Source organism: Enterococcus aquimarinus, assembly GCF_001885765.1.
In the GTDB taxonomy this organism is placed as follows: Bacteria; Bacillota; Bacilli; order Lactobacillales; family Enterococcaceae; genus Enterococcus_I; species Enterococcus_I aquimarinus.
This window is the reverse complement of sequence record NZ_JXKD01000018.1, coordinates 15,082-36,307: the sequence shown is the minus strand read 5'-3', so window position 1 is coordinate 36,307 and position 21,226 is coordinate 15,082. Positions and strand designations below refer to the sequence as shown.

Here is a 21,226-nt window from a genome sequence, read left to right as displayed (position 1 = left end):
GTAGAATGGCAAAAAGAAAAAGCGAATGGAGGGGGACGATGGCAGGAAATATCATACCATTGTTGCAAAAACAAATCATATTCACGACGATGGACCATCAAACGCACGTGAAAGTGCCACTCTTCTTAGAGAAATCCTATCAATCGCTCACAATTGAGTGGGGGTATGATCCGCAAATTGTCCCCGATATCCAAGCGAGAAAGTGGATCGCAGAAGCTTTACCACGCTATTTTCCAGGAGAGTTACCTAAAGTTGAAACGTTTTTACCATTAATCAATTTATTGACGATTTCAATCGCACAAGCAGAAAACTATGTGGGGTGTCGTCACCATAAAGCGCCGGCGCAAGTGATTTATCTTTCGGAAAAAGAAAGCAGTGAGGGATTTCTACCTTGTGCCATTACAGCCGGACAGTGGGAGATACAACTAAATTTGCATAGTGTCCGTTCGGATGTTGCGGTAACGATGAGGGTGAGTGGAGAGGAAATGGCATGAAGTATTATTTAATCGAATTACACGCCCATACTAAACATAGTGATGGGGATTTTACAACACATGAATTATTAGATGCAGCGCTCGCGTTTGGATATGATGCCATTGTGATCACAGATCATAATACGACGGCACCGTTAGAAGAGGTCAAAACGTGGGACTCGAATGAATTAGTGATTCTTTCGGGAATGGAATGGACGACCTTTTTCGGACATTTACTCGTTATTGGTGCACGAAAAGTAGTGGATTGGCGAAAGGCGACGATTGAAACGATTGATTCCTCTTTAGAAGAAATCAAGGCAGCAGGCGGCCTGACAGGAATCGCACATCCATTTTCGATTGGAAGTCCAATGTGCACCGGATGTCATTGGGATTTTCATGTCCAAGATTATGGCTTAATTGATTTTATTGAAGTGTGGAATCGTCTCAATCCTGATGAAGACTTTCGTAGCCAACAAGCTTATGAGATGTGGGTGGATTTATTAAATCAAGGCTTTCGAATTTCTTGTAGTGCTGGTCGGGATTGGCACCGCCAAGAAGACGAGACCGATTCGACGGCGTTGACCTATGTAGGAGCAAGCGCGGATTATGCTGATGTGTTACTTGCGAACTTAAAAAAAGGAAATTACTATATCACCTTAGGTCCTAAGATCCATTTAAGCATGAAACAAGCAGGGAAGACGTATGTGATGGGCGATGAACTACGTGTGGGCGACAGCATGTTAAAGATAACACTTGAACCGACAGAGCAGGCAAAATTAAAGGCATTTAACTTTGTCGGCGAGTATCTTGTGGTATGGCAAAATGATCAAATCATTGCTTGTGAAACCATCGAGGAAGGGATTGAAAAAGAGTTGTCTTTAGAACTAGTACCTGGTTATTTACGCATCGAAATATTTGGTCGCGGGAAAGGTCATTCAAACAAGCGTCTTGTCATCAGTAATCCTTTTTACATTGGAAAAGCATAGTTGAATCGAAAACTGCATGTTACAAAATGCTTGTCAAGCCAGAGAGTTGTGTCCGTATTTGTTGACCATTATTGATCAAATCGCTTTTCACAAAAGTTATTTTATGTTATACTCTTTTGGTACCAGTAATTTCCTTTTATGAAGGGGACGTTACGGATTCGACAGGCATAGTTTGAGCCTGAATTGCGCTCCGTAGGTTACGTCTACGTTAAAACGTTACAGTTAATATAACTGCAAACAATAATAACTCTTACGCTTTAGCTGCCTAAAAACAGTTAGCGTAGATCCTCCTGTCATCACCCATGTGCCAGATCAGGGTCCTAATTAAGTGGGATACGCTGTGTCTTTTCCGTCTGGAAAGCACAGAAGAGATAATCAGACTAGCGAAGAGATTGGCCTGTCATTCGGCAAGTTTCCAAGCGAAATTCTAATTGAACTGACTATGAGCGTAGACTTTTAGGTAGCGATATGTTTGGACGCGGGTTCAACTCCCGCCGTCTCCATACTAGGTTTTCCTAAGATGGATGAAAGTGTATAAATGTTGTTAAAACAACGTTTATACACTTTTTTATTTTCTCGGAAATGTTGTTTTTACTGCACATGTCACCTCAACAATACATCAAAACAAAAACTGACACGACTGATTCATCGAATATCCGTCTATACTTCAATAGTCTATGGATGTGTTCTAACAAATCTCATCTTTCAAATAAAATGTGAAGGAAAAGCAAATAAAGTCTAAATTATTTGAGAAGAACTTGGTAGAACGAGTAAATTCGAGTATACTAAATAGAAGGTAGAAAACCTAATAGATGAGGTGTTTGAATGAAAATATTAATGATTGAAGATAATGAATCCGTTTCGGAAATGATGCAAATGTTTTTTTTGAATGAAGGATGGGATGCGACGTTTAAATTTGATGGGAAAGAAGGGCTAGACGCCTTTTTAGCCGATCCAACAGCATGGGATATGATCACGCTTGATTTGAATTTACCGAGTATGGATGGAATGCTTGTCGCACGTGAAATTCGGAAAGTTTCGCAAGTTGTCCCGATTATTATGTTAACAGCGCGTGACTCAGAAAGTGATCAAGTCATCGGTCTTGAAATGGGAGCGGATGACTATGTGACGAAACCCTTTAGCCCACTGACGTTAATCGCGCGTATGAAAGCTTTATATCGCCGGAGTGAAATTCTAGAAGTGGCTCAACCATCAAAAAATGAAAATAAAGAGTTTGATATCGAAACGAAGCATTTTCAAATGAATACGAAAACGCGAGAAGCGTATTTGAATGGACAGGCGATTGAAGGACTGACACCTAAAGAGTTTGATTTATTGTATACGTTAGCAAAAAAACCACGACAAGTCTTTTCTCGTGAGCAGTTATTAGAACTCGTATGGGACTATCAATACTTCGGCGATGAACGAACGGTTGATGCGCATATCAAAAAATTACGTCAAAAAATTGAAAAAGTGGGACCGCAAGTGATTCAGACTGTCTGGGGTGTCGGGTATAAATTTGATGATTCAGGTGTTGCCTGATGCGCTATTTATATCAACAGCTGTTAGCTTTTTTGTTTGTCATATTTATGACCTTGATGACGTCAGGTATTGCCTTTACCCAGTTTACAAAGCAATCACTTGAGACGAGTAATTACCGTCAGTTATTTGGCTATGCAACGGCAGTCAGTAAAGTTACTTCTGATTTGAATGAGAGTTCGAATGCAACCAGTGCGCATGAATGGGACTTGAATATTCACCGAGCGTTGACCATTTCAGAAACGATGCTCAATCAACAAGGAGTAAATTTTGTCTTTGTAAATAATTTAGGCGAAGTGACCTATCCAGCAACCAATGAGCGTCCGATTAAATTCGAGTTGCCGAGTGAATCGTGGAAGCAACTAAAAAATGGTCAACAGCAACAACTGACGTCCAATAAAAATATTTTTGGCGACAAGGAGGCAACTGCTTATGCCCTAGTACCCTTTAATTTAAATCGAGAATTTTATGGGGCCTTAATTGTGACGCAACCTGCCCAAAATATTAATGCAGTCGTTAGTGAGTTTAGTGTCAATTTATTAAAGGGCTTTGCTTTATCTGGAATTTTGGCAATCGTAATTAGTTATGCGTTTGCGACGTTCCAAGTTCGGCGGATTAATCGCATGAAAAAAGCGACAAAAGCGGTCGCAAATGGGAACTTTGATAGTATCTTACCCGTTCATCATCGCGATGAGTTTGATGAACTCGCGGAAGATTTTAATAAAATGACCATTTCACTTAAAGAATCAAATGAAGAAATTGACCGCCAAGAAGAAAGACGACGTCAATTTATGGCAGATGCTTCCCATGAAATGCGGACGCCACTGACGACGATTAATGGCTTGTTAGAAGGAATGGAGCACCAGATGATTCCAGAAAGCCAAAAAGATAATGCCATTCGTCTCATGAAAAATGAAACAGAACGTTTAATTCGTTTAGTGAGTGAGAATTTAGATTATGAAAAAATTCGAACCAATCAAATTTCAATGGTAATTAAAAAATTCAATGCCACGGAGACGATGAGACAGTTGCTTGCGCAGTTGGAAAGCAAAGCGGAAGTTTCGCACAATCAACTTCTTTTAGAAACACAAGAAGAAATTGATATTTTTGCCGATTATGATCGTTTTGTACAAATCATGGTCAACATTTTACAAAATGCGATTCAATTTACGGAAAATGGCGAGATTCGAGTGAAAATTGAAAAAGAAGAGTTGGAAACGGTGATTTCTATTTCTGACACGGGAATAGGGATGGCAGAGGAAGAATTAAAGAATATTTGGGATCGTTATTACAAAGTCGATCCATCGCGTAAAAATCGCAAATTCGGTGAATCTGGTTTAGGCTTACCAATTGTCCAGCAACTTGTTCGTTTGCATAAAGGTCATATTGATGTGACTAGCGAACTTGGGAAAGGAACTACTTTTCGGATTGCTTTTCCTAATACTGAATGTCAAGAAACGGATTAGTTACGAATACCAAAAAAAAATCTTAGAACCGGCATTGTGCCATTCTAAGATTTTTTCTTTTGCCAATAAATATAAAACCAAGAGAAACATACATGGCTACTGATAAGACAAGCGCCAATCACTGTCGTCGTTTGTACATAGGCAATCAAGAAAAGACGGGACCAGCCTTCTTCAGAAAGATATAATAAGTATTCAAAGACTTGTTTCGTGTTAGTGATGCGAATAACAAAGGGGTCCGTGCTATCGGTTTTCATAATTTTCTCTAACTCATAAGGAAATCCTTGAATCGACTCCGTCATGACAACATGAAAATGAATCACTATTTTTTCGAGAAAGACTTGGAAGAGTAAGATAAAAATAAAAAACAGAACAAGCAAAGAAGAAAAAATCAGGAAACTCTCAATCAGGTGGCTCCAGATGAGAGCAAAAGGAGAGATACCTGATTTGATTGTTTGTTGTATTTCTTGTTTTCGATAGGCTGTTTTTCCGAAACAAAAGAGCGATACTAATACAACTATCACGAATATCATGACTTGGTAAAAGGCTAAATAGCGTTGATTGAGTTTGGTTAAAAAGGCGAGAAAAGAATCTGAAATCAGTGGTTGGGTTTCTAAGGTTGCTAAGGATAAAATTAAGGTATTATTTAAATAAAGCGTCGTAAAAAGAACTATTAGTAGTAAGAAAAACAAGCAGTTATAAATGATGTGTTTTTTAAGACTAGTTACTGCATGCGTCATCATTTGTACGAATCACCTTCTCTGACATTAAATATAAAGAAAAGGTTTGAATTAATTATGAAGGACAGTTAAAGAAAAAGCGAATTCCTTTGATTTTATTCAAGGGAATTCGCTTTTGATCTTATTTTGCTGGAGCAACAACTTCAGAAGAAGGGGTTACTTCAGTATCTTGTGCTTCATTTGGGGCAACATATTCTTGATAGGATTTTGACTGATAGAGTTCAACCGTTGATTGTTGCTTATGTTGAGAATAAAGTGAAGTCGAGTCATTACCCAACGCTTGTTCGAGCGATACTAAGCGCGTCAAACTATCTTTATAATTAAAACTTTCGGGATCAATCGGTTCAAGCCCGCTACCGGTATAAAATCGAAGTAAATCACCATTATTAATTTGGTCAGAAACACCTAGTTGACGATTGACACGTTCTTGGTAGCCATCGATTTTAGCTTGTTCATCTTCGGATAACTCTTCAGCTATTTCACCGGTCGTATTGTCATACAAGACACCACCGTAAAAAGTATAATCAGGTGTCATAAAAGAACCATCTCTAAAAGCAACGAGTTCTTCATGCTCTTCTGAAAATAAATCTTGTCCTAATTGAATGTATTTTTGTGTATCAATGCCTAACAAGTGTAACAGCGTTGGTAAGGCATCAACTTGACCGCCATACGTATGATTAATGCCGCCGTTTGTTTGGCCAGGAATATGAATCATGTAAGGGACTCGTTGCATTTGTGCATTGTCATAGTCAGTCCATGTATCACTTGATTTCCCTACGAGTTCTGATAAGGTTTGATTGCGACCATTCGAAATACCGTAATGATCACCATAAAGAACAATTACCGAGTTTTCATAGAGACCAGAGGCTTTGAGATAGTTAAAGAATTCTTCAACGGCTGTATCTAAGTAATTTGCTGTTGCAAAGTAGCCATTGATCGTATTATCTGAAGTAGTGGCCATTGGGAAGCCGGCTTCTTCATCTGTAAATTCAGCATAAGGATAGTGATTGGAAACGGCTAAGAATTTTGTGTAAAACGGTTGTTGCAATCGTTCAAGATAAGGAATCGATTGTTCGAAAAATGGTTTATCGTGTAAGCCATATTGGAAAGAATTCTCTTCGTTTACATCATAGTAAGAAGCATCGAAGAAGTTTTCATAGCCAAAATGCGTGTAAGTAATGTTACGATTCCAAAACGTTTTAGAGTTCCCGTGGAAGACGGCGCTTGAATAGCCAGCTTCTTGAGCTAAAATGTTAGGTGCTGCTTCAAACGTATTTTTACCACCTAATTGAGCAAAGAACGCTCCTTGATTCAATCCAAAAAGAGACGTTTCGAGTAACGTTTCAGCATCACTCGTTTTACCAGCTTTTACTTGATGGAAAAAATTGTCAAAACTAAAGGTACTATCAGAATGATACAATGAGTTAATAAAAGGCATTACTTCATGTTCTACGCCAAGTTCATCGACTAATTTGTAGTCAATTAAAAATTGTTGCACACTTTCTAAATGAATATAGATGACATTTTTTCCTTTAGCAATCCCAAATGTTTCTGGATTTGCTGCCGCGTGGTGTTCCTTGACGTATTCTTCGACTTCTTTCATGTCATTGGGACTTGCTTCTGCTCGGACTTGGTTGGTGTTATACGTTTGAATCGCATCATAACCGGTAAAAGCATTGATTCCCAGATATTTTACGAGATAGTCTCGAGAAAATGTTCTTGTTAATAGACCTGAACGATCCGTTTCTGCTAAGAAAAGATTTCCTGAGAAAATTACGACCGCCAACATTGACATCGCAAAAGCGAAACGTCCTTTAATCGCAGTTTCATCTTGTTTAATTTTCCGACGCCCTAGCGCGTAGAGTAAAACAAAGAAATCGATTAAATAAACAGCGTCTAAAGGATCAAAAAGTTTCAAAGCACTACTTCCTAAACCACTTGAAACTTTTCCTGCGCCTAAAATAGTATTAATCGTGATGAAATCCGTGAACTCACGATAATACACGACGTTTGCAAATAGCAGTAAACTCATGATGAAATAAATCAGCATAATGGTAACGTAAAACGTTTTGGTTCGTCGCACGTATAATGCAATCGCAAGTAAGAAAAGAGTCGTGGCAATCGGATTAATCAATAAAATAAAATATTGAAAGGGGCTTTCAATCCCTAAATTAAAGGCGGTAAAATAGGCGAAAATATTTTTTAGCCAAAACAAGACCGCTAACAGACTAAAGAATCCTAAGCGTGTGTCTAGATATTTGGATATTTTTAAGTTTTTCAAAAAACAGTCCTCACTTTCTTGAAATATAATGAAACTTATTTCAATCTACACTAATCATTCTACTCATCCTCGAAATGACTGTCAACTAATGCACAAATAAATGCCATTGAATCTTAATTATTTCTTTATGAATCAATGTTTATCTCAATTTCACTTGAACTTTTCACTCGCAACTATCCGAAGAGGAAAAGCTATGTTAAGATGAAATAAAACAAGAAAGAATATTTGAAAAGTAGGGAAATTATGAAAATACAACTCACATTAAATGGCAGTAAAAAGATCAAGCAAGGGTATCCTTTGATTCAGCTGGAAGATCTTGTGAACCCCAAATGGTCCAATGATTGGGTAGAACTGATGAATCCACAAGGAGAGTACGTCGGCACTGGGTATCTAGGAAAACAAAATAAAGGGATTGGTTGGGTGCTCACACGCGAAAAAACGCCGATTGATGATTCTTTTTTTCAAGCGCTTTTTGAACAAGCAAAAAAGAAACGACAACCGTATTATTTAGATCCTCTGACAAGTGCTTTTCGTTTATTTAATGGCGAAGGAGATGGTCTAGGAGGGTTAATTATTGATTTATACCTCGAACATGCTGTGTTTTCATGGTACAACGAAACGTTATACCAAAAGAAGCCCTCGATTGTTGCAGCCTTTCAGCAAGCATTCCCTGAAATCAAAGGCGCGTATGAAAAAATTCGCTTTGAAGGAGACTACCCCGAAAGTCTACACCTTTATGGTGAAACAGCGGCAGAACCTACACTCATTCAAGAAAATGGCGTGACGTATGCGACCTATTTGAATGAAGGCTTAATGACCGGCATTTTCTTAGATCAAAAAGAAGTCCGCGGATCACTTGTGGATGGACTAGCGAGTGGAAAAACGGTTTTAAATATGTTTAGTTACACTGGTGCTTTTTCGGTTGCAGCAGTGATGGGCGGCGCAGCGAAAACCACGAGTGTCGATTTAGCCAAGCGTAGTGTTCCAAAAACCCGCGAACAATTTGAAGTGAATGGTATTGATCCGGATACACAACAAATTCATGTCATGGATACGTTTGAATACTTTAAATATGCCAAACGCAAGGAATTAACGTTTGAAGTCATTATCTTAGATCCACCAAGTTTTGCACGAAATAAGAAGAAAACGTTTAGTGTCGCAAAAAACTATGGCGAGTTAATTGAAGATAGTGTCGATCTATTGACCGACGAAGGGATCATCATCGCCTCAACAAATGCTGCGAATGTTTCACCGCGCCAGTTTCAACAAATGATTGAAAAAGCATTTGCTAAAAAAGAGGTGCATTATCAAAAAATCAAGCACTATTCCCTACCAAGCGATTTTGCTACGGTGGCTACTTTCCCAGAAGGGGATTATCTAAAAGTTTATTGTTACGAAGTCAAAAAATAAAGGGGCGAACTTAAAATGAAAAGATTAGAACAAATAAACGGTAAGCCAAAAATATGTGTCTCATTAACTGCTACTAATCAAGAAGCTCTTTTACAACAAGTAGAGCTCATTAATCAATCACCGGTAGACGTCGTGGAATGGCGGGTTGATTATTTTGAAGAGAGCGATGATCTTGAAAAAGTCTGCGCTACTTTAGCTGCGATTAAAGCGCAATTGGTCGATCAATTACTCCTTTTTACTTTTCGTACGTTAGAAGAAGGTGGCGAAAAAGCGATCTCCTTAGCAGCATATAAAACACTTTATCAAACGATTGCGCCAACAGGAATGGTCGATATGGTGGATATTGAATTAAAACGAATCGAATTTCTCGGACGATTCCTGATTCAAGAAATGAAAGCCGCTTCGATTATCGTTATTATAAGTAGTCATGATTTTGAGAAAACACCTGATGACGCGACATTGATTTTTCAAATCGGTGTGATGAATCAAATGGGCGCCGATATCGGCAAAATTGCCACGATGCCTCAAGACTTGAATGATGTCTTACGGCTCATGGGATTAATTACGAAAGCAAGAGGCTTTAATCAGCTGCCACTCATTACAATGTCAATGGGCGAGTTAGGCAAGATTAGTCGGGTGAGCGGCGCCGTCACCGGGTCTGTTTTGACTTTTGGTGCTATCGGAGAAGCGTCGGCTCCAGGGCAAATTCCAGTCGAACAGCTCGCTCAAACGCTGGAGATCCTTGCTTATTCATAGGAGGAATTATTCGAAATGGCAAAAAAGAAAGAAAGTAAAACGAATGCACTAAGAATCGTTGAGCAGCAAAAAATTCCGTATACACTGTATCATTATACTTGGTCAGAAGACGCGGTCAGTGCGAATCATGTCGCCGATCAATTGCACGAAAAAAAAGAAGCACAAATCTTTAAGACATTGCTTTTTGTAGGAAACGTCACGGGTCCAATCGTGGCAGTCATTCCAAGTAATCAAGAAGCAGATTTAAAAAAATTAGCAAAACTGAGTGGAAATAAAAAAGTGGAGCTACTCCATTTAACGGAACTCGAAAAAACGACTGGCTATATCCGAGGTGGTTGTTCACCTGTAGGAATGAAAAAGCAATTCCCTACATATCTTGACTCAAGTGTAGAAATCTGGGATGAAATGATTGTCTCAGCAGGGCGTCGGGGCATACAGATGGGACTAGCGCCCCAAGCATTAATCCGTTTGACCAAGGCATTCGTCGGAACAATTGTCTAAAAAATGCGAAAAACCTTAGGAGCCAGAAATACTGATCCTAAGGTTTTTTTACATTGTAAAGCGTGTCGTTCAAATCATTATTTGAGTGAAGTAACCTTCGTCTTTATCGTGAGCAGTCTCTCTATGTAGGAAGACTGCTTATAAAAGATTCCTAGTAGGAAAAGTAACTGGCGGTTTGCGCGGCATGGACGCCGGCGCTATGTCCGGTACAAAAAGCGGCCGTAATATTAAAGCCACCGGTATAGCCATTGATATCAATTAATTCTCCAGCGAAGAATAAGCCTGGCAAACATTTACTTTCCATCGTTTTTGGATTAATTTCTTTTAAGTGAATACCGCCACCTGTCACAAATGACTTTTCAAGGGGCAACGTTTTATGAATCTTAATGGTAAAGTGTTTGAAGAGGTGACGGATACTTTCTACTTGCTCTTGCGACAATTGTTGACTAGGGCAATCGGTCAGTCCTAACCGATCAAGATAAAAAGTTAGGAGTCGTTCTGGTAAAAATGAAGCTAAAGCATTTTTAACGTTTTTTTTGGTATCCTGAAGCGCTTCGTTTAATTTTTTCAAAAGATCGGCTTCTGATACGTCAGGGAAACAATCTAAAACGGCCGAAACATTTTCTTGTTTTTCGAGTAATTGATTGACAAAAGAAGAACAGCGAAGTGCTGCAGGACCGGAAATACCAAAATGGGTGAAAAGTAAGTCCATTTTATGCTCAGTGACCATTTTTCCATTGTCATCTTCAATGCGTAAGACAATATCGCGCAACGAAATCCCTTGGAGCGTTTTATCGATAATATAGGGTTCATCTGACAGCAAGGCGGATTCAGTCGCGTAGAGGGGACTGATGGTGTGGCCGACTTTTTTAGCTAAGCGATAGCCATCACCCGTAGATCCCGTCGAAGGATACGTCCGCCCCCCCGTTGTTAAGACCACACAAGGCGCGTAAAAGTTCTCAAATTCTGTTTCAACGCCTGTAATATGATTGTCGTCGCGCAGTAATTTTTGAACCGTTGTTTGCATGGCAAAAGTGACACCGAGCGTTTTCATCCGATTGACAAGTGCTTCGACAATCGTCATAGACTTATCGGTTACTGGGAACATTCTGCCGTGATCTTCTTCTTTTAAGGCGACACCTTGTTCGGCAAAAAAAGCCATCACATCAAAATTGTTAAATTGTGAGAAAGTGCTGTGAAGAAATTTTCCATTTCCAGGAATATGTCGAATCAAATCATCTACATCCCGATTATTTGTCACATTACAGCGACCGCCACCGGTCATTAATAATTTTTTTCCAAATCGTTTATTCTTTTCAATCATTAAAACCTTCGCACCAGCTTCAGCAGCGGCGATTGCTGCCATCATGCCACTTGTACCGCCACCAACAACGATGACATCGTAAGATTTTTCCATATGAACACCTCGAATTTCTAGTTATTTAAGCAAAAAATGTGAAAATTAAAAATTTTTTCATTAATTTCAGTAATAATGAATGAAAATTTTCTAATTATCTGATAAAATCATACTACCAAATTAAGGGGGGACTTTCATGACAAACGCATCAGAATACGCTAAAAATGTTCAAGAAAAAATTCATCAAAGAAATTCACACGAGACCGAATTTTTACAAGCAATCGATGAATTTTTACCAACGATCATTCCTTTTTTAGAAAATCACCCAGAGTACGCTGCACAAAACCTTGTTTCGCTCATCACTGAACCAGAACGAGTGATTCAATTCCGAGTACCGTGGCAAGATGACCAAGGCAATTGGCAAGTCAATCGCGGCTACCGCATTCAATTTAATTCTGCCTTAGGACCTTATAAAGGCGGTCTGCGTTTCCATCCGTCGGTTAATCTTAGTATTTTAAAATTTTTAGCCTTTGAGCAAATCTTTAAAAATGCCTTAACTGGCCTACCAATTGGTGGCGGAAAAGGCGGAAGTGACTTTGATCCGAAAGGGAAATCTGACGGAGAAATCATGCGTTTTTGTCAAAGTTTTATGTTAGAGCTCTCAAAATATATTGGCCCCAACACCGATATTCCTGCTGGTGACATTGGTGTAGGGAAACGTGAAATTGGTTACCTCTACGGCACTTACAAACGCATCAAACAATATGACGCGGGTGTCTTAACGGGTAAACCACTAGAGTTTTGGGGTAGTAAAGGCCGCGCGGAGGCGACAGGCTATGGCGTTGTTTATTTTGTTAAACATTTATTAAACGACTTGAATGAAGATTTCCATCAAAAAGTGGCGATGGTTTCTGGTAGTGGGAATGTGGCGACCTATTGTATTGAAAAATTATATCAATTAGGCGCGTTACCTGTCACTTGTTCGGATTCTTCTGGCTTTATCTATGACGAAGAAGGTATCGATTTAGCGCTATTAAAAGATATTAAAGAAGTTCGTCGCGAACGCTTAACGGAATACGTCAAAGCACGGCCAAACGCGAAGTATTTTCCAGGCGAGACGGTATGGGACTTTGAAGTCGCTGCTGAGTTAGCTTTCCCGTGTGCAACGCAAAACGAAATTGGCTTGGATCAAGCAAAAGTGTTAGTAAAAAATGGCGTGAGAATCGTGGCTGAGGGAGCGAACATGCCAAGTTCTCTTGAAGCAGCCGATTATTTTATTGAGGAAGGTCTGTATTATTGTCCTGGTAAAGCGGCGAATGCAGGAGGCGTAGCGGTTTCTGCTTTAGAGATGAGTCAAAATTCGCAACGTTTGCAATGGGAAACAGAGAAAGTTGATCAAGAATTAGATAAAATTATGAAAAATATTTATGAGAACTGTCGTGATACAGCCAAAGAACATCAAGCAGAAAACAATTTTATGCTAGGTGCCAATATTGCTGGCTTTAAGCGAGTGGCCGAAGCGATGGTCATTCAAGGACTGGTCTAATCCAACTTCTACTTGATAATTTCCGCTAAAAAAAGTAAAGTAGTATTGTAGTGAAAATATTGAGCGTTAAGGGGGATATTGAATGTCACATATTCAATTTGATTATTCAAAAGTATCAACATTTGTGCAAGATCATGAATTAGCTTACATGCAAACACAAGTAACAGCAGCGGATAAAGCATTGCGTGAAAAAACAGGTCCTGGGAATGATTTCGTTGGTTGGATTGACTTACCAACAAATTATGACAAAGATGAGTTTGCCCGCATTAAAGCAGCCGCAAAAAAAATCCAATCAGATTCAGAAGTGTTAGTTGTTATCGGAATCGGTGGTTCATACCTTGGTGCGCGTGCAGCAATTGAGTTTTTACAACATTCATTTTACAATGAACTACCAAAAGAAGCGCGTCAAACACCGCAAATCCTTTTTGCCGGAAATTCAATTTCTTCAACTTACTTGGCTGATTTAATTGAACTAATTGGCGATCGTGATTTTTCTGTGAACGTGATTTCAAAATCAGGAACAACAACAGAGCCTGCGATTGCGTTTCGTGTCTTTAAAGAATTATTAATTAAAAAATATGGTCAGGCAGAAGCGAACAAACGTATTTATGCGACAACTGACCGTGCGAAAGGGGCAGTCAAAGTCGAAGCCGATGCTGAAGGCTGGGAAACATTTGTGATTCCAGATGATGTAGGTGGACGCTTTACAGTCTTAACACCAGTAGGATTATTACCAATTGCGGTAAGTGGGGCGGATATTGACGCGTTAATGGCGGGTGCAGCTGAAGCTCAGGTAGCATACACTGATCCTGACTTAACGAAAAATGGCGCTTACCAATATGCGGCACTTCGTAATATTTTATACCGTAAAGGAAAAGCAATCGAAATTTTAGTGAATTACGAACCAGGCATGCAATATTTCTCTGAGTGGTGGAAACAACTCTTCGGTGAATCAGAAGGAAAAGACCAAAAAGGAATCTATCCATCAAGCGCGAACTTCTCAACTGACTTACACTCAATCGGTCAAACGATTCAAGATGGTCAACGCAATGTCTTTGAGACGGTGCTTAAAGTTGAAAAACCTCGCAAATCATTGGCAATCCCTGTACAAGATGCCGATTTAGATGGCTTAGGCTATTTAGAAGGAAAAGACATTGATTTTGTGAATACCAAAGCGTTCGAAGGAACACTCTTGGCTCACACAGATGGTAATGTACCAAACTTCTTAGTGAAATTACCAGAAATGGATGCTTTCACGTTAGGTTACCTTGTGTACTTCTTTGAAATTGCGGTTGGAATTTCAGGTTACTTAAATGGCGTGAATCCGTTTGACCAACCAGGAGTAGAAGCTTACAAAGCAAACATGTTTGCTTTACTTGGCAAACCTGGATTTGAAGAATTAGCAAAAGAATTAAACGAACGTCTATAAACGAACACGTTAACCAAATCGTCACAAAAAAAGCACTCATTTATTGAGTGCTTTTTTTGGTTCGTTCCATAATTCAAAAGAAAAACGAACACTCAAGCCAAAAAATCTTTCTCGAGTGTTCGTTTTGATGAATTAACTAAAAAAGAGAAAAATAAGAATGACAGCTGCGATTGTTTGAAAAGTCCCAACAGACAACCCGTAGATTAAGAATCGAGGTCCCTCTTGGATAAATTTCACTAAATTAAGTCGCAGACCAATTGCAGCGAGAGCCGTTGTTTCAAACCAAGAACTAAGCCATTTTGCGCTATCCACAAAAATAGCCGGGAGAACGATTAGACTATTTAAAAGACAAAAAATTAAAAATCCAACGACATACCAAGGTAAGGGTGCTTTCTTTTTCACTACTTGCACGTCAGCGTCTGCCAAATTCCCTTTTTTTGCCATTTGGCCGAAGACGTAAACCACGAGTGCTAAAGCCATAATCCGGATAATTTTAAAAAGCATCGCATATTTTAAGACTTGCTCATCAATTAAACTGGCGCCAGCGACGACTTGCCCGACGGATTGCAAGGTTCCTCCAATGAGCGCACTTTTTGCAAGCACGTTATCACCAAAGAGACCATTTGCTAGAAAAGGCAAAGTTAACATCATGACAGTCCCGAGTAAATTGACTAAAGTAATGATTTGTCCTTTTTCTTCTTCTTTCGCGTGAATCGACGGAGCAATTGCGGCAATCGCAGAAGAACCACAAACCGCATTACCGCCGGACATTAATAAGGACATCTGTTGATTAAATCCTAATTTTAAGCCGATATAATAGGCAAAGACAATCGTTCCAGTCATGATTAAAGCGATATAAAGAATCCCTTGAACACCCATTTCAGCGATGGTTTGAAAGGTTACGGTTAAACCTAAGAGCACGACCGAAAATTCAAGCAAGCGACTTTCAGCGTATTTTGTCCCAACTTGTAAATAGGACTGCTTAAAAAAAACATTTCCGAGAAAAATACCCAATAAAATCGCAATTGTCGCCCCACCGAGTTGCGGCAAAAAAATCGCTAGAAATTTAGCAAAACCAGCTACGGTAATGGCAAGAATTAAACCCGGTAAGACAGGTATTTTTTTCGTCATTTGGATCAATAGATCAGTATTCAAAAAGACACCTCCATTTAAATAAAAACTAACTTCACTATTATTAATCATTTTTAGTGAGATTGCAATGGAGGAATGCGTAGAATTATCCAATCCCAATTAAGAAATAAGCTAATTTGTCTGCGTAGCTCATCGTCTCAGGCAGCCTTTTTTGAGCAGTTAATAAATCCATCCGATCCGTCACAATCCCTTCGACACCATAGAACATCATGCGTTCCATCGTTTCAGTTTGATTCGGAGTCCAGGTGAAAACAAACTTTCCTTCGTTATGTGCTGCATCAATAAAGCTACGATTAAGCGTACTATATTCCATCATAAAAAAATCAGCTTGTGAAACGGGCAGTCCGACAAAATGAAAAGGAATAATATAGCCGATTGTTAATTCGGGTGCTTCGTTTTTAAACGTTTCGACCAATCCAAGCGAGAGTGCCTGAATAAGATGTCCCTCTTCCAGAATGCGCGTTTTGTATTGTTGTAAAAATTGGTGCACAATCACCGCTTCATCTTTTCGTTGCGTTTTGATTTCAATCAACAACTTTTGCTGATTCATTTTCGCTTGTTCTAAGTACGCATCAAAGGTGGGGATCGCTGCTTGTTGGTCATTTTCACGCACCGTTAGCGGCAAAATCTCACTCAACGTACTTTCTTCGACGATTTGATTCAGTCCAGTTAACGATCGTAAGTTAAAATCATGAAAAACGACAAATTGCTGATCTTTCGTCATTTGAATATCCATTTCGATAAAATCTGGTTGATAGTATTGACTAGTAGCGCGCAATGCTTCAATTGAATTTTGGACACCGTTGGCTTGAGAGACACCGCGATGCGAAATCGTGACAATGGGTTGACTTGACACATTCGTTAAGTACGTATAATTGTAATGCAAAAGAATGATCATTGACATTAGAATGAATGGTGTCACGTAAGGCCATTTCAGTCTCATCCGCCGTTTCGTGTCTGGGTTTTTGAATAAAGCATTCATCGCTGGAAGAGGAAATAAATAATTTTCACGATCCAGCCATTCGATGATGAGATAAAAAATGATAATCGTGGATAAGACGAGATTGATGATATAAATTAGTTGTAAAGCTAATAAACTGACGACGGCAAAAGGCAGGGCTTTAGAAGGGAAAAATAGTTCGATTAGCCGCTGTATTCCTAAAACGAGGGAAAAAGAGACTGACGTAAGAAAGGTAATCCCGATGGTAATAAAAACAAGCTGGGAGATGATTTTCCAAAAGTTTTTGCGTGTTAAGAGGAGACTATGACGAATAGCTTGTCGTAAAGAGGCATTCAATAAGATCATTGCCGGTAACGTAAACGTTAGCCTTAACGCGATGTAACTCAATAACAGATAAATCATCAAATATAGTATGATGACAAACAACCGATTGATAAAAATAAAGTCAATGATGAATGCCGGGAGTTTTATTTTCGCTAACAACTCTGAATGCAATGAAAATCCGCCAAGGGGTAGGACTAAGAAAAAATAAAAAAGGAAAAAAAGAATGACTGCTGGACGTAATTTTTTGATTTGCATGAAGGTCAAAGATAAAAGCTGCTTTAAGCTAATGGGCTGCTCTTTTTTAATAAAATATAAACTTAATAGTAAAAAAGTGAATTCAAAATAAATCAGAACCACAACGCTTAGTAAAATCATGATTAAGCTAAAAGTGATAAAAGGATGTTGGAAAATAAAAGGATAGAAAAGTTCAAGCGTAAAGGAAGGGATATCAGCGAGTTGAAATAGAAATTTTGTCCCATTACTTAAGAGAGGAATGATCATAAACAACAACAGTCCGTGCATCAATAAGACATCACGGAAGTATCTTGTCGTCTGCTTTAAAAAACCGATCAATTGGTTTGTGTTTTCTTTTAACATAGGAAGCATGAAAATCCCTCGATTCTAATAAGAAGTATAGAAAAACACTTTGAAAAATACTTTCTTCAAAGTGTTTTAGTGATGTTACATAAATTGAGTAATAAAATTCGTGCCATAAACGAGCAATAAACTATAGATAAAGATAGACGCCGGTTTACCTAATAGAATAATCCAACTAAACTTTTTAAAAGACATGTCTGTCAAACCGGCCATTAAGCATAACGCATCGTCTGGCGCAAGTGGGAAGAAGATTGCTAAAGCAAAGATTTTGTCAAAACGACTTTGATTATCGAGATAGGCAACATACTTAGCATATTGTTTTTCACTGATAAAACTTAAGACAAAAGGTTTGCCATAGTAGCGTCCGAGTAAGAAAACAATCATGGAGCCTATTGTAATGCCAATATAATTATAAAAGAATCCGGCAATAGGACCAAACATGAAGACCCCAGCAGCGGTTGAAACGCCTCCTGGAATAATCGGAAAGACCACTTGAAGAATTTGGAGACTGATAAAAATAAGTGGTCCGACAATCAATGACCCTCCAACTAGATTTTGTAAAGCATTTAAATCATCAAAGAGTCCAAGGTTGAAAAAGTAAATCGCTAAGGCGACTGAAAAACCCATTCCAATAATGGAAATCCAATTTATGATTCTTCTAGATGTTGTGACATTCATGCAGTCCACTCCTTTAATGCAACATTTGATTTTAGTATACCAAGGAAGCCATCAGAATGTCATGCGACTTGAGACGGATTTAAAAAAAATTATCATTCTCTTATTTTTTTTGGAAATTTTCCCAATTCACTACGATTTTTTCTACGAGGCTAGTCATCACAAAACCTGCGGCAATTGCGCCAGCTGTCACAACAACAACCGTCATATAATGAATACCTTGGCTGAGATTTTCTAAGACAATCTCACGGACCGCTAAATAAGCAGGACCTCCAGGAACAAGGGGCACTAAACTAGGGACAATAAAAATCAACATCGGGATTTTCTTTTGACGTGAAAAGAAAATACTGGCACACCCAATCATGAAAGCAGCAACAAAATTAGCAAAACCTAAAGGAAAGTTCGCTTGTTTTAGCAAAATATAAATCATCCAACCCAGGGCACCTGTCACACCGCTTGCCAGCAACGTGCGACGAGGGACGTTGGTAATGACACCAAAAGCGATAGTACTTAAGAAACTAAATAAAAATTGAATCAACATTATAACATTCCTCCTACCGTCATCAAGGCAGTGGCAATCCCTACACCAATTGCGATTGCCACAATAATGGCTTCGGTTCCGCGCACTAAGCCACTGATCATATGACCGGCTAAAATATCCCGAAAAGAAGTCGTGATGGCAACACCTGGCACTAAGGGCATCACAGAACCAATGATTAAATGGTCGACTGATTGCGCTATATGATAATGAACCGCTAAAATCGCCATAATCCCAATTCCTAATGAGGCGATAAAATAATCTAAGTAAGAAGTTTTAGAATACACGCGAACATAATGTTTCAATAAGTAACCGAAACAGCCAATCCCAAAAGTGGCGATAAAATCAAACCAGCTTCCTCCAAAAAGATACATTAAGGTACTACTGACGATTCCTGCACTAAGAGTTTTTAGCCATAGGGGAAAATCGATATGTTTTTCATCAATGATTTTTAAAGCGTGCGATAACTCATCTAATGTAATCACTTTTGCTGAAAAATCTCGCGAGAGTTGATTAACGGCTACGATTTTCTCCAAATTAATCGAGCGCTCGCTCACATTTTCGATTTGTGTTTGATGACTATCTTTTAAACTAATGAAAATTCCGGTAGCGGTGACGTAACTGACACTGTCGGACCGACCACCACTCAAGGCAATCCGATTCATGGTGTCTTCTACGCGATAGACTTCAGAACCACTTTCCATCATAATTTTTCCTGCAAGAAGACACGTTTCTAATAATCGATTTTCGGTACTCACAAAGTACGCCTCCTTTGATGTAAAATAGAATACGTTCAGTTTACCTTTTTATCGGAAAGGCGACAAGAAGAATAAATGAAAATAAGCGAAATGTTATCTAAGAATCATTCGCTAAGGGCGATTATCGAGAGAGAATAAGAAGAAAGTCTTAAGAAATCGATTAAAATCCTTTTAATATTTGTTGTTTTAAGTTAAAATAACATTAGTAAATAAATTCTGGCTAGGAGGTTTATCATGAGACGAAAAGTTTACACGAGAGACTATATTTTGAAATCTGCCTATGAATTAGTAGAGAAAGAGGGATTTGGGAATTTTACCGCACGAAACGTGGCAAAAAAAATGGGGGTTTCAACCCAACCAATCTATCTTGAATTTGAAAATATGCAAGATTTGAAAGATACCTTGATTGATGAGATTTTTACAGAATTGAAACAAAAAGTATTCGCTCAAGAGCATACAGGCAATAAACTAGTAGACGTTTGTATTAACTATATTGATTTTTCTCAAAAAAAACCAAAGCTTTTTATTTCGTTGTTCATTGATGAATCCGGTGGGGGTAAAAAAATGTACGATGTCTCCTACCAGTATTTTAAAGAAGTCGTTAAAGAAGATCCAACGTATAAAGACTTACCAGCTGATTTTATAGAAGCCTTACATGATGGCACATGGATTACCATTACAGGCGTAGCTTCCTTGATGGCATCTGGCTTTATTACACCCAATCGTCAACAAATTGTGGAGATTATCCAGCACTCCATTGACGGTATCTTAGAAATAAATAAACAAAAATAAACTCTTAAAATATGATTATATGAATTGAAAAGACAAGATGAATCAAAACACGCCACACAAAGAGAACAGCTCTTCTTTGTGTGGCGTGTTTTGATTATTTTATAGCGCTAAAAATTCTTCTAAATAATCAGCCAAACCATCTTCGTCATTTGTTTTTGGTGTCACATCATTTGCGACAGCTTTTAATTGATTCGTAGCATTTTGCATCGCGACACCCCAACCAGCATAATCCAACAATTCTAAATCATTGTGTTCGTCTCCAAAAGCTATAATATTTTTTGGTTGAACATCTAATGAATGAGCAACAATGGAAAGGGCCATCGCTTTTTGAACGCCTTTAGGAACAATTTCCAAAATAGCATTTGGACCACCCCAAGTTCGAACATCCACTGAATCTTTAAATTGTGAAATAAGTGAAGCGGATACTAGACTGCTCACCTCTTTTTGTGTTTTCACAAGTAAGGATGTGGGATTAGAGGTCAAATTTTTGAATAGATTGGCTTCCGTAATTTTTTCGGTTGCAAAAAACTCTCCTTCAAAATTATCTAGACGATCAATAAAAAACGTTTCGCGGTTTTCTGCCGCTACAAACTCTAATTGGAGTTTTTCTTTTTGAGCTAAAATTTCAAAAGCAATTTCTTTTTGAATGGATAACTCACGCTCGTAAGGCCAAACCATATTAGGCTTATGCACGAGAGCTCCGTTAAACGTCACCATTGGCGTTTCTAATTGTAACTGTTGGTAAAACTGTGCACTCATACGATACGGACGTCCCGTTGCGATGCTCACGTAATGGCCAGCTGCCGTCGCTTTTTTTAAGACACTTGCCGTGCGTGGACTAATCAAAGAGTGGCTGTTTAAAGTAGTGCCATCTAAATCGATAGCAATCAATTTTTTGGTCATCGTATTCTCCTCGTCTATCTATTTCATAAATCCTATGAAAAGTTT

19 protein-coding genes and 1 other RNA gene are annotated in these 21,226 nt (G+C 38.7%); 11 read left to right on the top strand and 9 right to left on the bottom strand.

Annotated elements, in window-relative coordinates:
- The first annotated feature begins 38 nt into the window (after positions 1–38).
- The 5 genes from RU93_RS10515 (at position 39) to RU93_RS10495 (ending at position 4,464) form a co-directional block, all read left to right on the top strand.
- On the top strand, positions 39–494 hold the full coding sequence (locus RU93_RS10515) for a hypothetical protein (protein ID WP_071875585.1): 456 nt from the start codon (positions 39–41) through the stop codon (positions 492–494).
- Positions 491–1,459: a CehA/McbA family metallohydrolase gene (locus tag RU93_RS10510; protein ID WP_071875584.1), complete on the top strand. Its 969-nt coding sequence runs from the start codon at positions 491–493 to the stop codon at positions 1,457–1,459. The genes RU93_RS10515 and RU93_RS10510 overlap by 4 nt, the downstream gene beginning before the upstream one ends.
- A gap of 143 nt (positions 1,460–1,602) precedes the next feature.
- Positions 1,603–1,965, top strand: a transfer-messenger RNA (tmRNA) gene (ssrA, locus tag RU93_RS10505).
- A 319-nt stretch (positions 1,966–2,284) separates the two neighbouring features.
- Positions 2,285–3,001, top strand: a complete 717-nt coding sequence (locus tag RU93_RS10500) for a response regulator transcription factor (protein ID WP_071875583.1) — start codon at positions 2,285–2,287, stop codon at positions 2,999–3,001.
- On the top strand, positions 3,001–4,464 hold the full coding sequence (locus tag RU93_RS10495) for a sensor histidine kinase (RefSeq protein WP_071875582.1): 1,464 nt from the start codon (positions 3,001–3,003) through the stop codon (positions 4,462–4,464). The genes RU93_RS10500 and RU93_RS10495 overlap by 1 nt, the downstream gene beginning before the upstream one ends.
- A 44-nt stretch (positions 4,465–4,508) precedes the next feature.
- On the opposite strand, the gene RU93_RS10490 is transcribed toward RU93_RS10495, so the two are convergent.
- Both RU93_RS10490 and RU93_RS10485 read right to left on the bottom strand, forming a co-directional pair.
- The gene (locus tag RU93_RS10490) at positions 4,509–5,201 is read right to left on the bottom strand and encodes a hypothetical protein (RefSeq protein ID WP_143139448.1); all 693 of its coding nucleotides are present in this window, start codon (positions 5,199–5,201) and stop codon (positions 4,509–4,511) included.
- A 121-nt stretch (positions 5,202–5,322) separates the two neighbouring features.
- Complete coding sequence (locus RU93_RS10485; protein ID WP_071875580.1) at positions 5,323–7,482, bottom strand: LTA synthase family protein; 2,160 nt, start codon at positions 7,480–7,482, stop codon at positions 5,323–5,325.
- 243 nt (positions 7,483–7,725) lie between these two features.
- Here RU93_RS10485 and RU93_RS10480 point away from each other — a divergent pair, with 243 nt between their 5' ends.
- From RU93_RS10480 to ybaK, 3 genes are read left to right on the top strand one after another with little or no spacing between them, the layout of a single operon-like run.
- Complete coding sequence (locus RU93_RS10480) at positions 7,726–8,892, top strand: class I SAM-dependent rRNA methyltransferase (protein WP_071875579.1); 1,167 nt, start codon at positions 7,726–7,728, stop codon at positions 8,890–8,892.
- A gap of 15 nt (positions 8,893–8,907) precedes the next feature.
- A complete protein-coding gene (gene aroD, locus RU93_RS10475; RefSeq protein WP_071875578.1) occupies positions 8,908–9,648 on the top strand; it encodes a type I 3-dehydroquinate dehydratase in 741 nt (246 codons plus the stop codon).
- A 15-nt stretch (positions 9,649–9,663) separates the two neighbouring features.
- The gene (gene ybaK, locus RU93_RS10470) at positions 9,664–10,149 is read left to right on the top strand and encodes a Cys-tRNA(Pro) deacylase (protein ID WP_071875577.1); all 486 of its coding nucleotides are present in this window, start codon (positions 9,664–9,666) and stop codon (positions 10,147–10,149) included.
- A gap of 151 nt (positions 10,150–10,300) precedes the next feature.
- Here the strand turns inward: ybaK and RU93_RS10465 are convergent, their stop codons facing one another.
- Entirely contained in the window at positions 10,301–11,566 is a 1,266-nt protein-coding gene (locus RU93_RS10465) for a BaiN/RdsA family NAD(P)/FAD-dependent oxidoreductase (RefSeq protein ID WP_071875576.1), read from the bottom strand.
- A gap of 136 nt (positions 11,567–11,702) precedes the next feature.
- Here RU93_RS10465 and gdhA point away from each other — a divergent pair, with 136 nt between their 5' ends.
- Positions 11,703–13,052, top strand: a complete 1,350-nt coding sequence (gdhA, locus tag RU93_RS10460; protein ID WP_071875575.1) for an NADP-specific glutamate dehydrogenase — start codon at positions 11,703–11,705, stop codon at positions 13,050–13,052.
- An 82-nt stretch (positions 13,053–13,134) separates the two neighbouring features.
- Positions 13,135–14,481 (top strand): glucose-6-phosphate isomerase, encoded by a 1,347-nt coding sequence (locus RU93_RS10455; RefSeq protein WP_071875574.1) that lies wholly within the window; start codon positions 13,135–13,137, stop codon positions 14,479–14,481.
- Positions 14,482–14,613: 132 nt separating this feature from the next.
- On the opposite strand, the gene RU93_RS10450 is transcribed toward RU93_RS10455, so the two are convergent.
- From RU93_RS10450 to RU93_RS10430, 5 genes are all read right to left on the bottom strand, one after another.
- On the bottom strand, positions 14,614–15,612 hold the full coding sequence (locus tag RU93_RS10450) for a YeiH family protein (RefSeq protein WP_071875593.1): 999 nt from the start codon (positions 15,610–15,612) through the stop codon (positions 14,614–14,616).
- A gap of 106 nt (positions 15,613–15,718) precedes the next feature.
- Positions 15,719–17,524: a glycerophosphodiester phosphodiesterase gene (locus tag RU93_RS10445; protein WP_071875573.1), complete on the bottom strand. Its 1,806-nt coding sequence runs from the start codon at positions 17,522–17,524 to the stop codon at positions 15,719–15,721.
- Positions 17,525–17,599: 75 nt separating this feature from the next.
- The gene (locus RU93_RS10440) at positions 17,600–18,193 is read right to left on the bottom strand and encodes a TVP38/TMEM64 family protein (RefSeq protein ID WP_071875572.1); all 594 of its coding nucleotides are present in this window, start codon (positions 18,191–18,193) and stop codon (positions 17,600–17,602) included.
- A gap of 100 nt (positions 18,194–18,293) precedes the next feature.
- The gene (locus RU93_RS10435; RefSeq protein ID WP_071875571.1) at positions 18,294–18,731 is read right to left on the bottom strand and encodes a threonine/serine exporter family protein; all 438 of its coding nucleotides are present in this window, start codon (positions 18,729–18,731) and stop codon (positions 18,294–18,296) included.
- A complete protein-coding gene (locus RU93_RS10430; protein WP_071875570.1) occupies positions 18,731–19,486 on the bottom strand; it encodes a threonine/serine exporter family protein in 756 nt (251 codons plus the stop codon). The genes RU93_RS10435 and RU93_RS10430 overlap by 1 nt, the downstream gene beginning before the upstream one ends.
- Before the next feature lie 234 nt (positions 19,487–19,720).
- On the opposite strand from RU93_RS10430, the gene RU93_RS10425 reads away from it, so the two are divergent.
- Entirely contained in the window at positions 19,721–20,278 is a 558-nt protein-coding gene (locus tag RU93_RS10425) for a TetR/AcrR family transcriptional regulator (protein WP_071875569.1), read from the top strand.
- A gap of 99 nt (positions 20,279–20,377) precedes the next feature.
- Here RU93_RS10425 and RU93_RS10420 read toward each other — a convergent pair whose 3' ends face one another.
- On the bottom strand, positions 20,378–21,181 hold the full coding sequence (locus RU93_RS10420) for a Cof-type HAD-IIB family hydrolase (protein WP_071875568.1): 804 nt from the start codon (positions 21,179–21,181) through the stop codon (positions 20,378–20,380).
- Between the last annotated feature and the right edge of the window lie 45 nt (positions 21,182–21,226).

What these genes read in the sequence shown, in the direction of transcription:
- RU93_RS10490 (WP_143139448.1), bottom strand. Translation starts at nt 5,201, where the DNA reads ATGACGCATGCAGTAACTAGTCTTAAAAAACACATCATTTATAACTGC.
- RU93_RS10480 (WP_071875579.1), top strand. Translation starts at nt 7,726, where the DNA reads ATGAAAATACAACTCACATTAAATGGCAGTAAAAAGATCAAGCAAGGG.
- RU93_RS10515 (WP_071875585.1), top strand. Translation starts at nt 39, where the DNA reads ATGGCAGGAAATATCATACCATTGTTGCAAAAACAAATCATATTCACG.
- RU93_RS10425 (WP_071875569.1), top strand. Translation starts at nt 19,721, where the DNA reads ATGAGACGAAAAGTTTACACGAGAGACTATATTTTGAAATCTGCCTAT.
- RU93_RS10495 (WP_071875582.1), top strand. Translation starts at nt 3,001, where the DNA reads ATGCGCTATTTATATCAACAGCTGTTAGCTTTTTTGTTTGTCATATTT.
- RU93_RS10445 (WP_071875573.1), bottom strand. Translation starts at nt 17,524, where the DNA reads ATGCTTCCTATGTTAAAAGAAAACACAAACCAATTGATCGGTTTTTTA.
- gdhA (WP_071875575.1), top strand. Translation starts at nt 11,703, where the DNA reads ATGACAAACGCATCAGAATACGCTAAAAATGTTCAAGAAAAAATTCAT.
- RU93_RS10435 (WP_071875571.1), bottom strand. Translation starts at nt 18,731, where the DNA reads ATGTTGATTCAATTTTTATTTAGTTTCTTAAGTACTATCGCTTTTGGT.
- RU93_RS10440 (WP_071875572.1), bottom strand. Translation starts at nt 18,193, where the DNA reads ATGAATGTCACAACATCTAGAAGAATCATAAATTGGATTTCCATTATT.
- aroD (WP_071875578.1), top strand. Translation starts at nt 8,908, where the DNA reads ATGAAAAGATTAGAACAAATAAACGGTAAGCCAAAAATATGTGTCTCA.
- RU93_RS10500 (WP_071875583.1), top strand. Translation starts at nt 2,285, where the DNA reads ATGAAAATATTAATGATTGAAGATAATGAATCCGTTTCGGAAATGATG.
- RU93_RS10455 (WP_071875574.1), top strand. Translation starts at nt 13,135, where the DNA reads ATGTCACATATTCAATTTGATTATTCAAAAGTATCAACATTTGTGCAA.
- RU93_RS10510 (WP_071875584.1), top strand. Translation starts at nt 491, where the DNA reads ATGAAGTATTATTTAATCGAATTACACGCCCATACTAAACATAGTGAT.
- RU93_RS10450 (WP_071875593.1), bottom strand. Translation starts at nt 15,612, where the DNA reads ATGACGAAAAAAATACCTGTCTTACCGGGTTTAATTCTTGCCATTACC.
- RU93_RS10465 (WP_071875576.1), bottom strand. Translation starts at nt 11,566, where the DNA reads ATGGAAAAATCTTACGATGTCATCGTTGTTGGTGGCGGTACAAGTGGC.
- ybaK (WP_071875577.1), top strand. Translation starts at nt 9,664, where the DNA reads ATGGCAAAAAAGAAAGAAAGTAAAACGAATGCACTAAGAATCGTTGAG.
- RU93_RS10420 (WP_071875568.1), bottom strand. Translation starts at nt 21,181, where the DNA reads ATGACCAAAAAATTGATTGCTATCGATTTAGATGGCACTACTTTAAAC.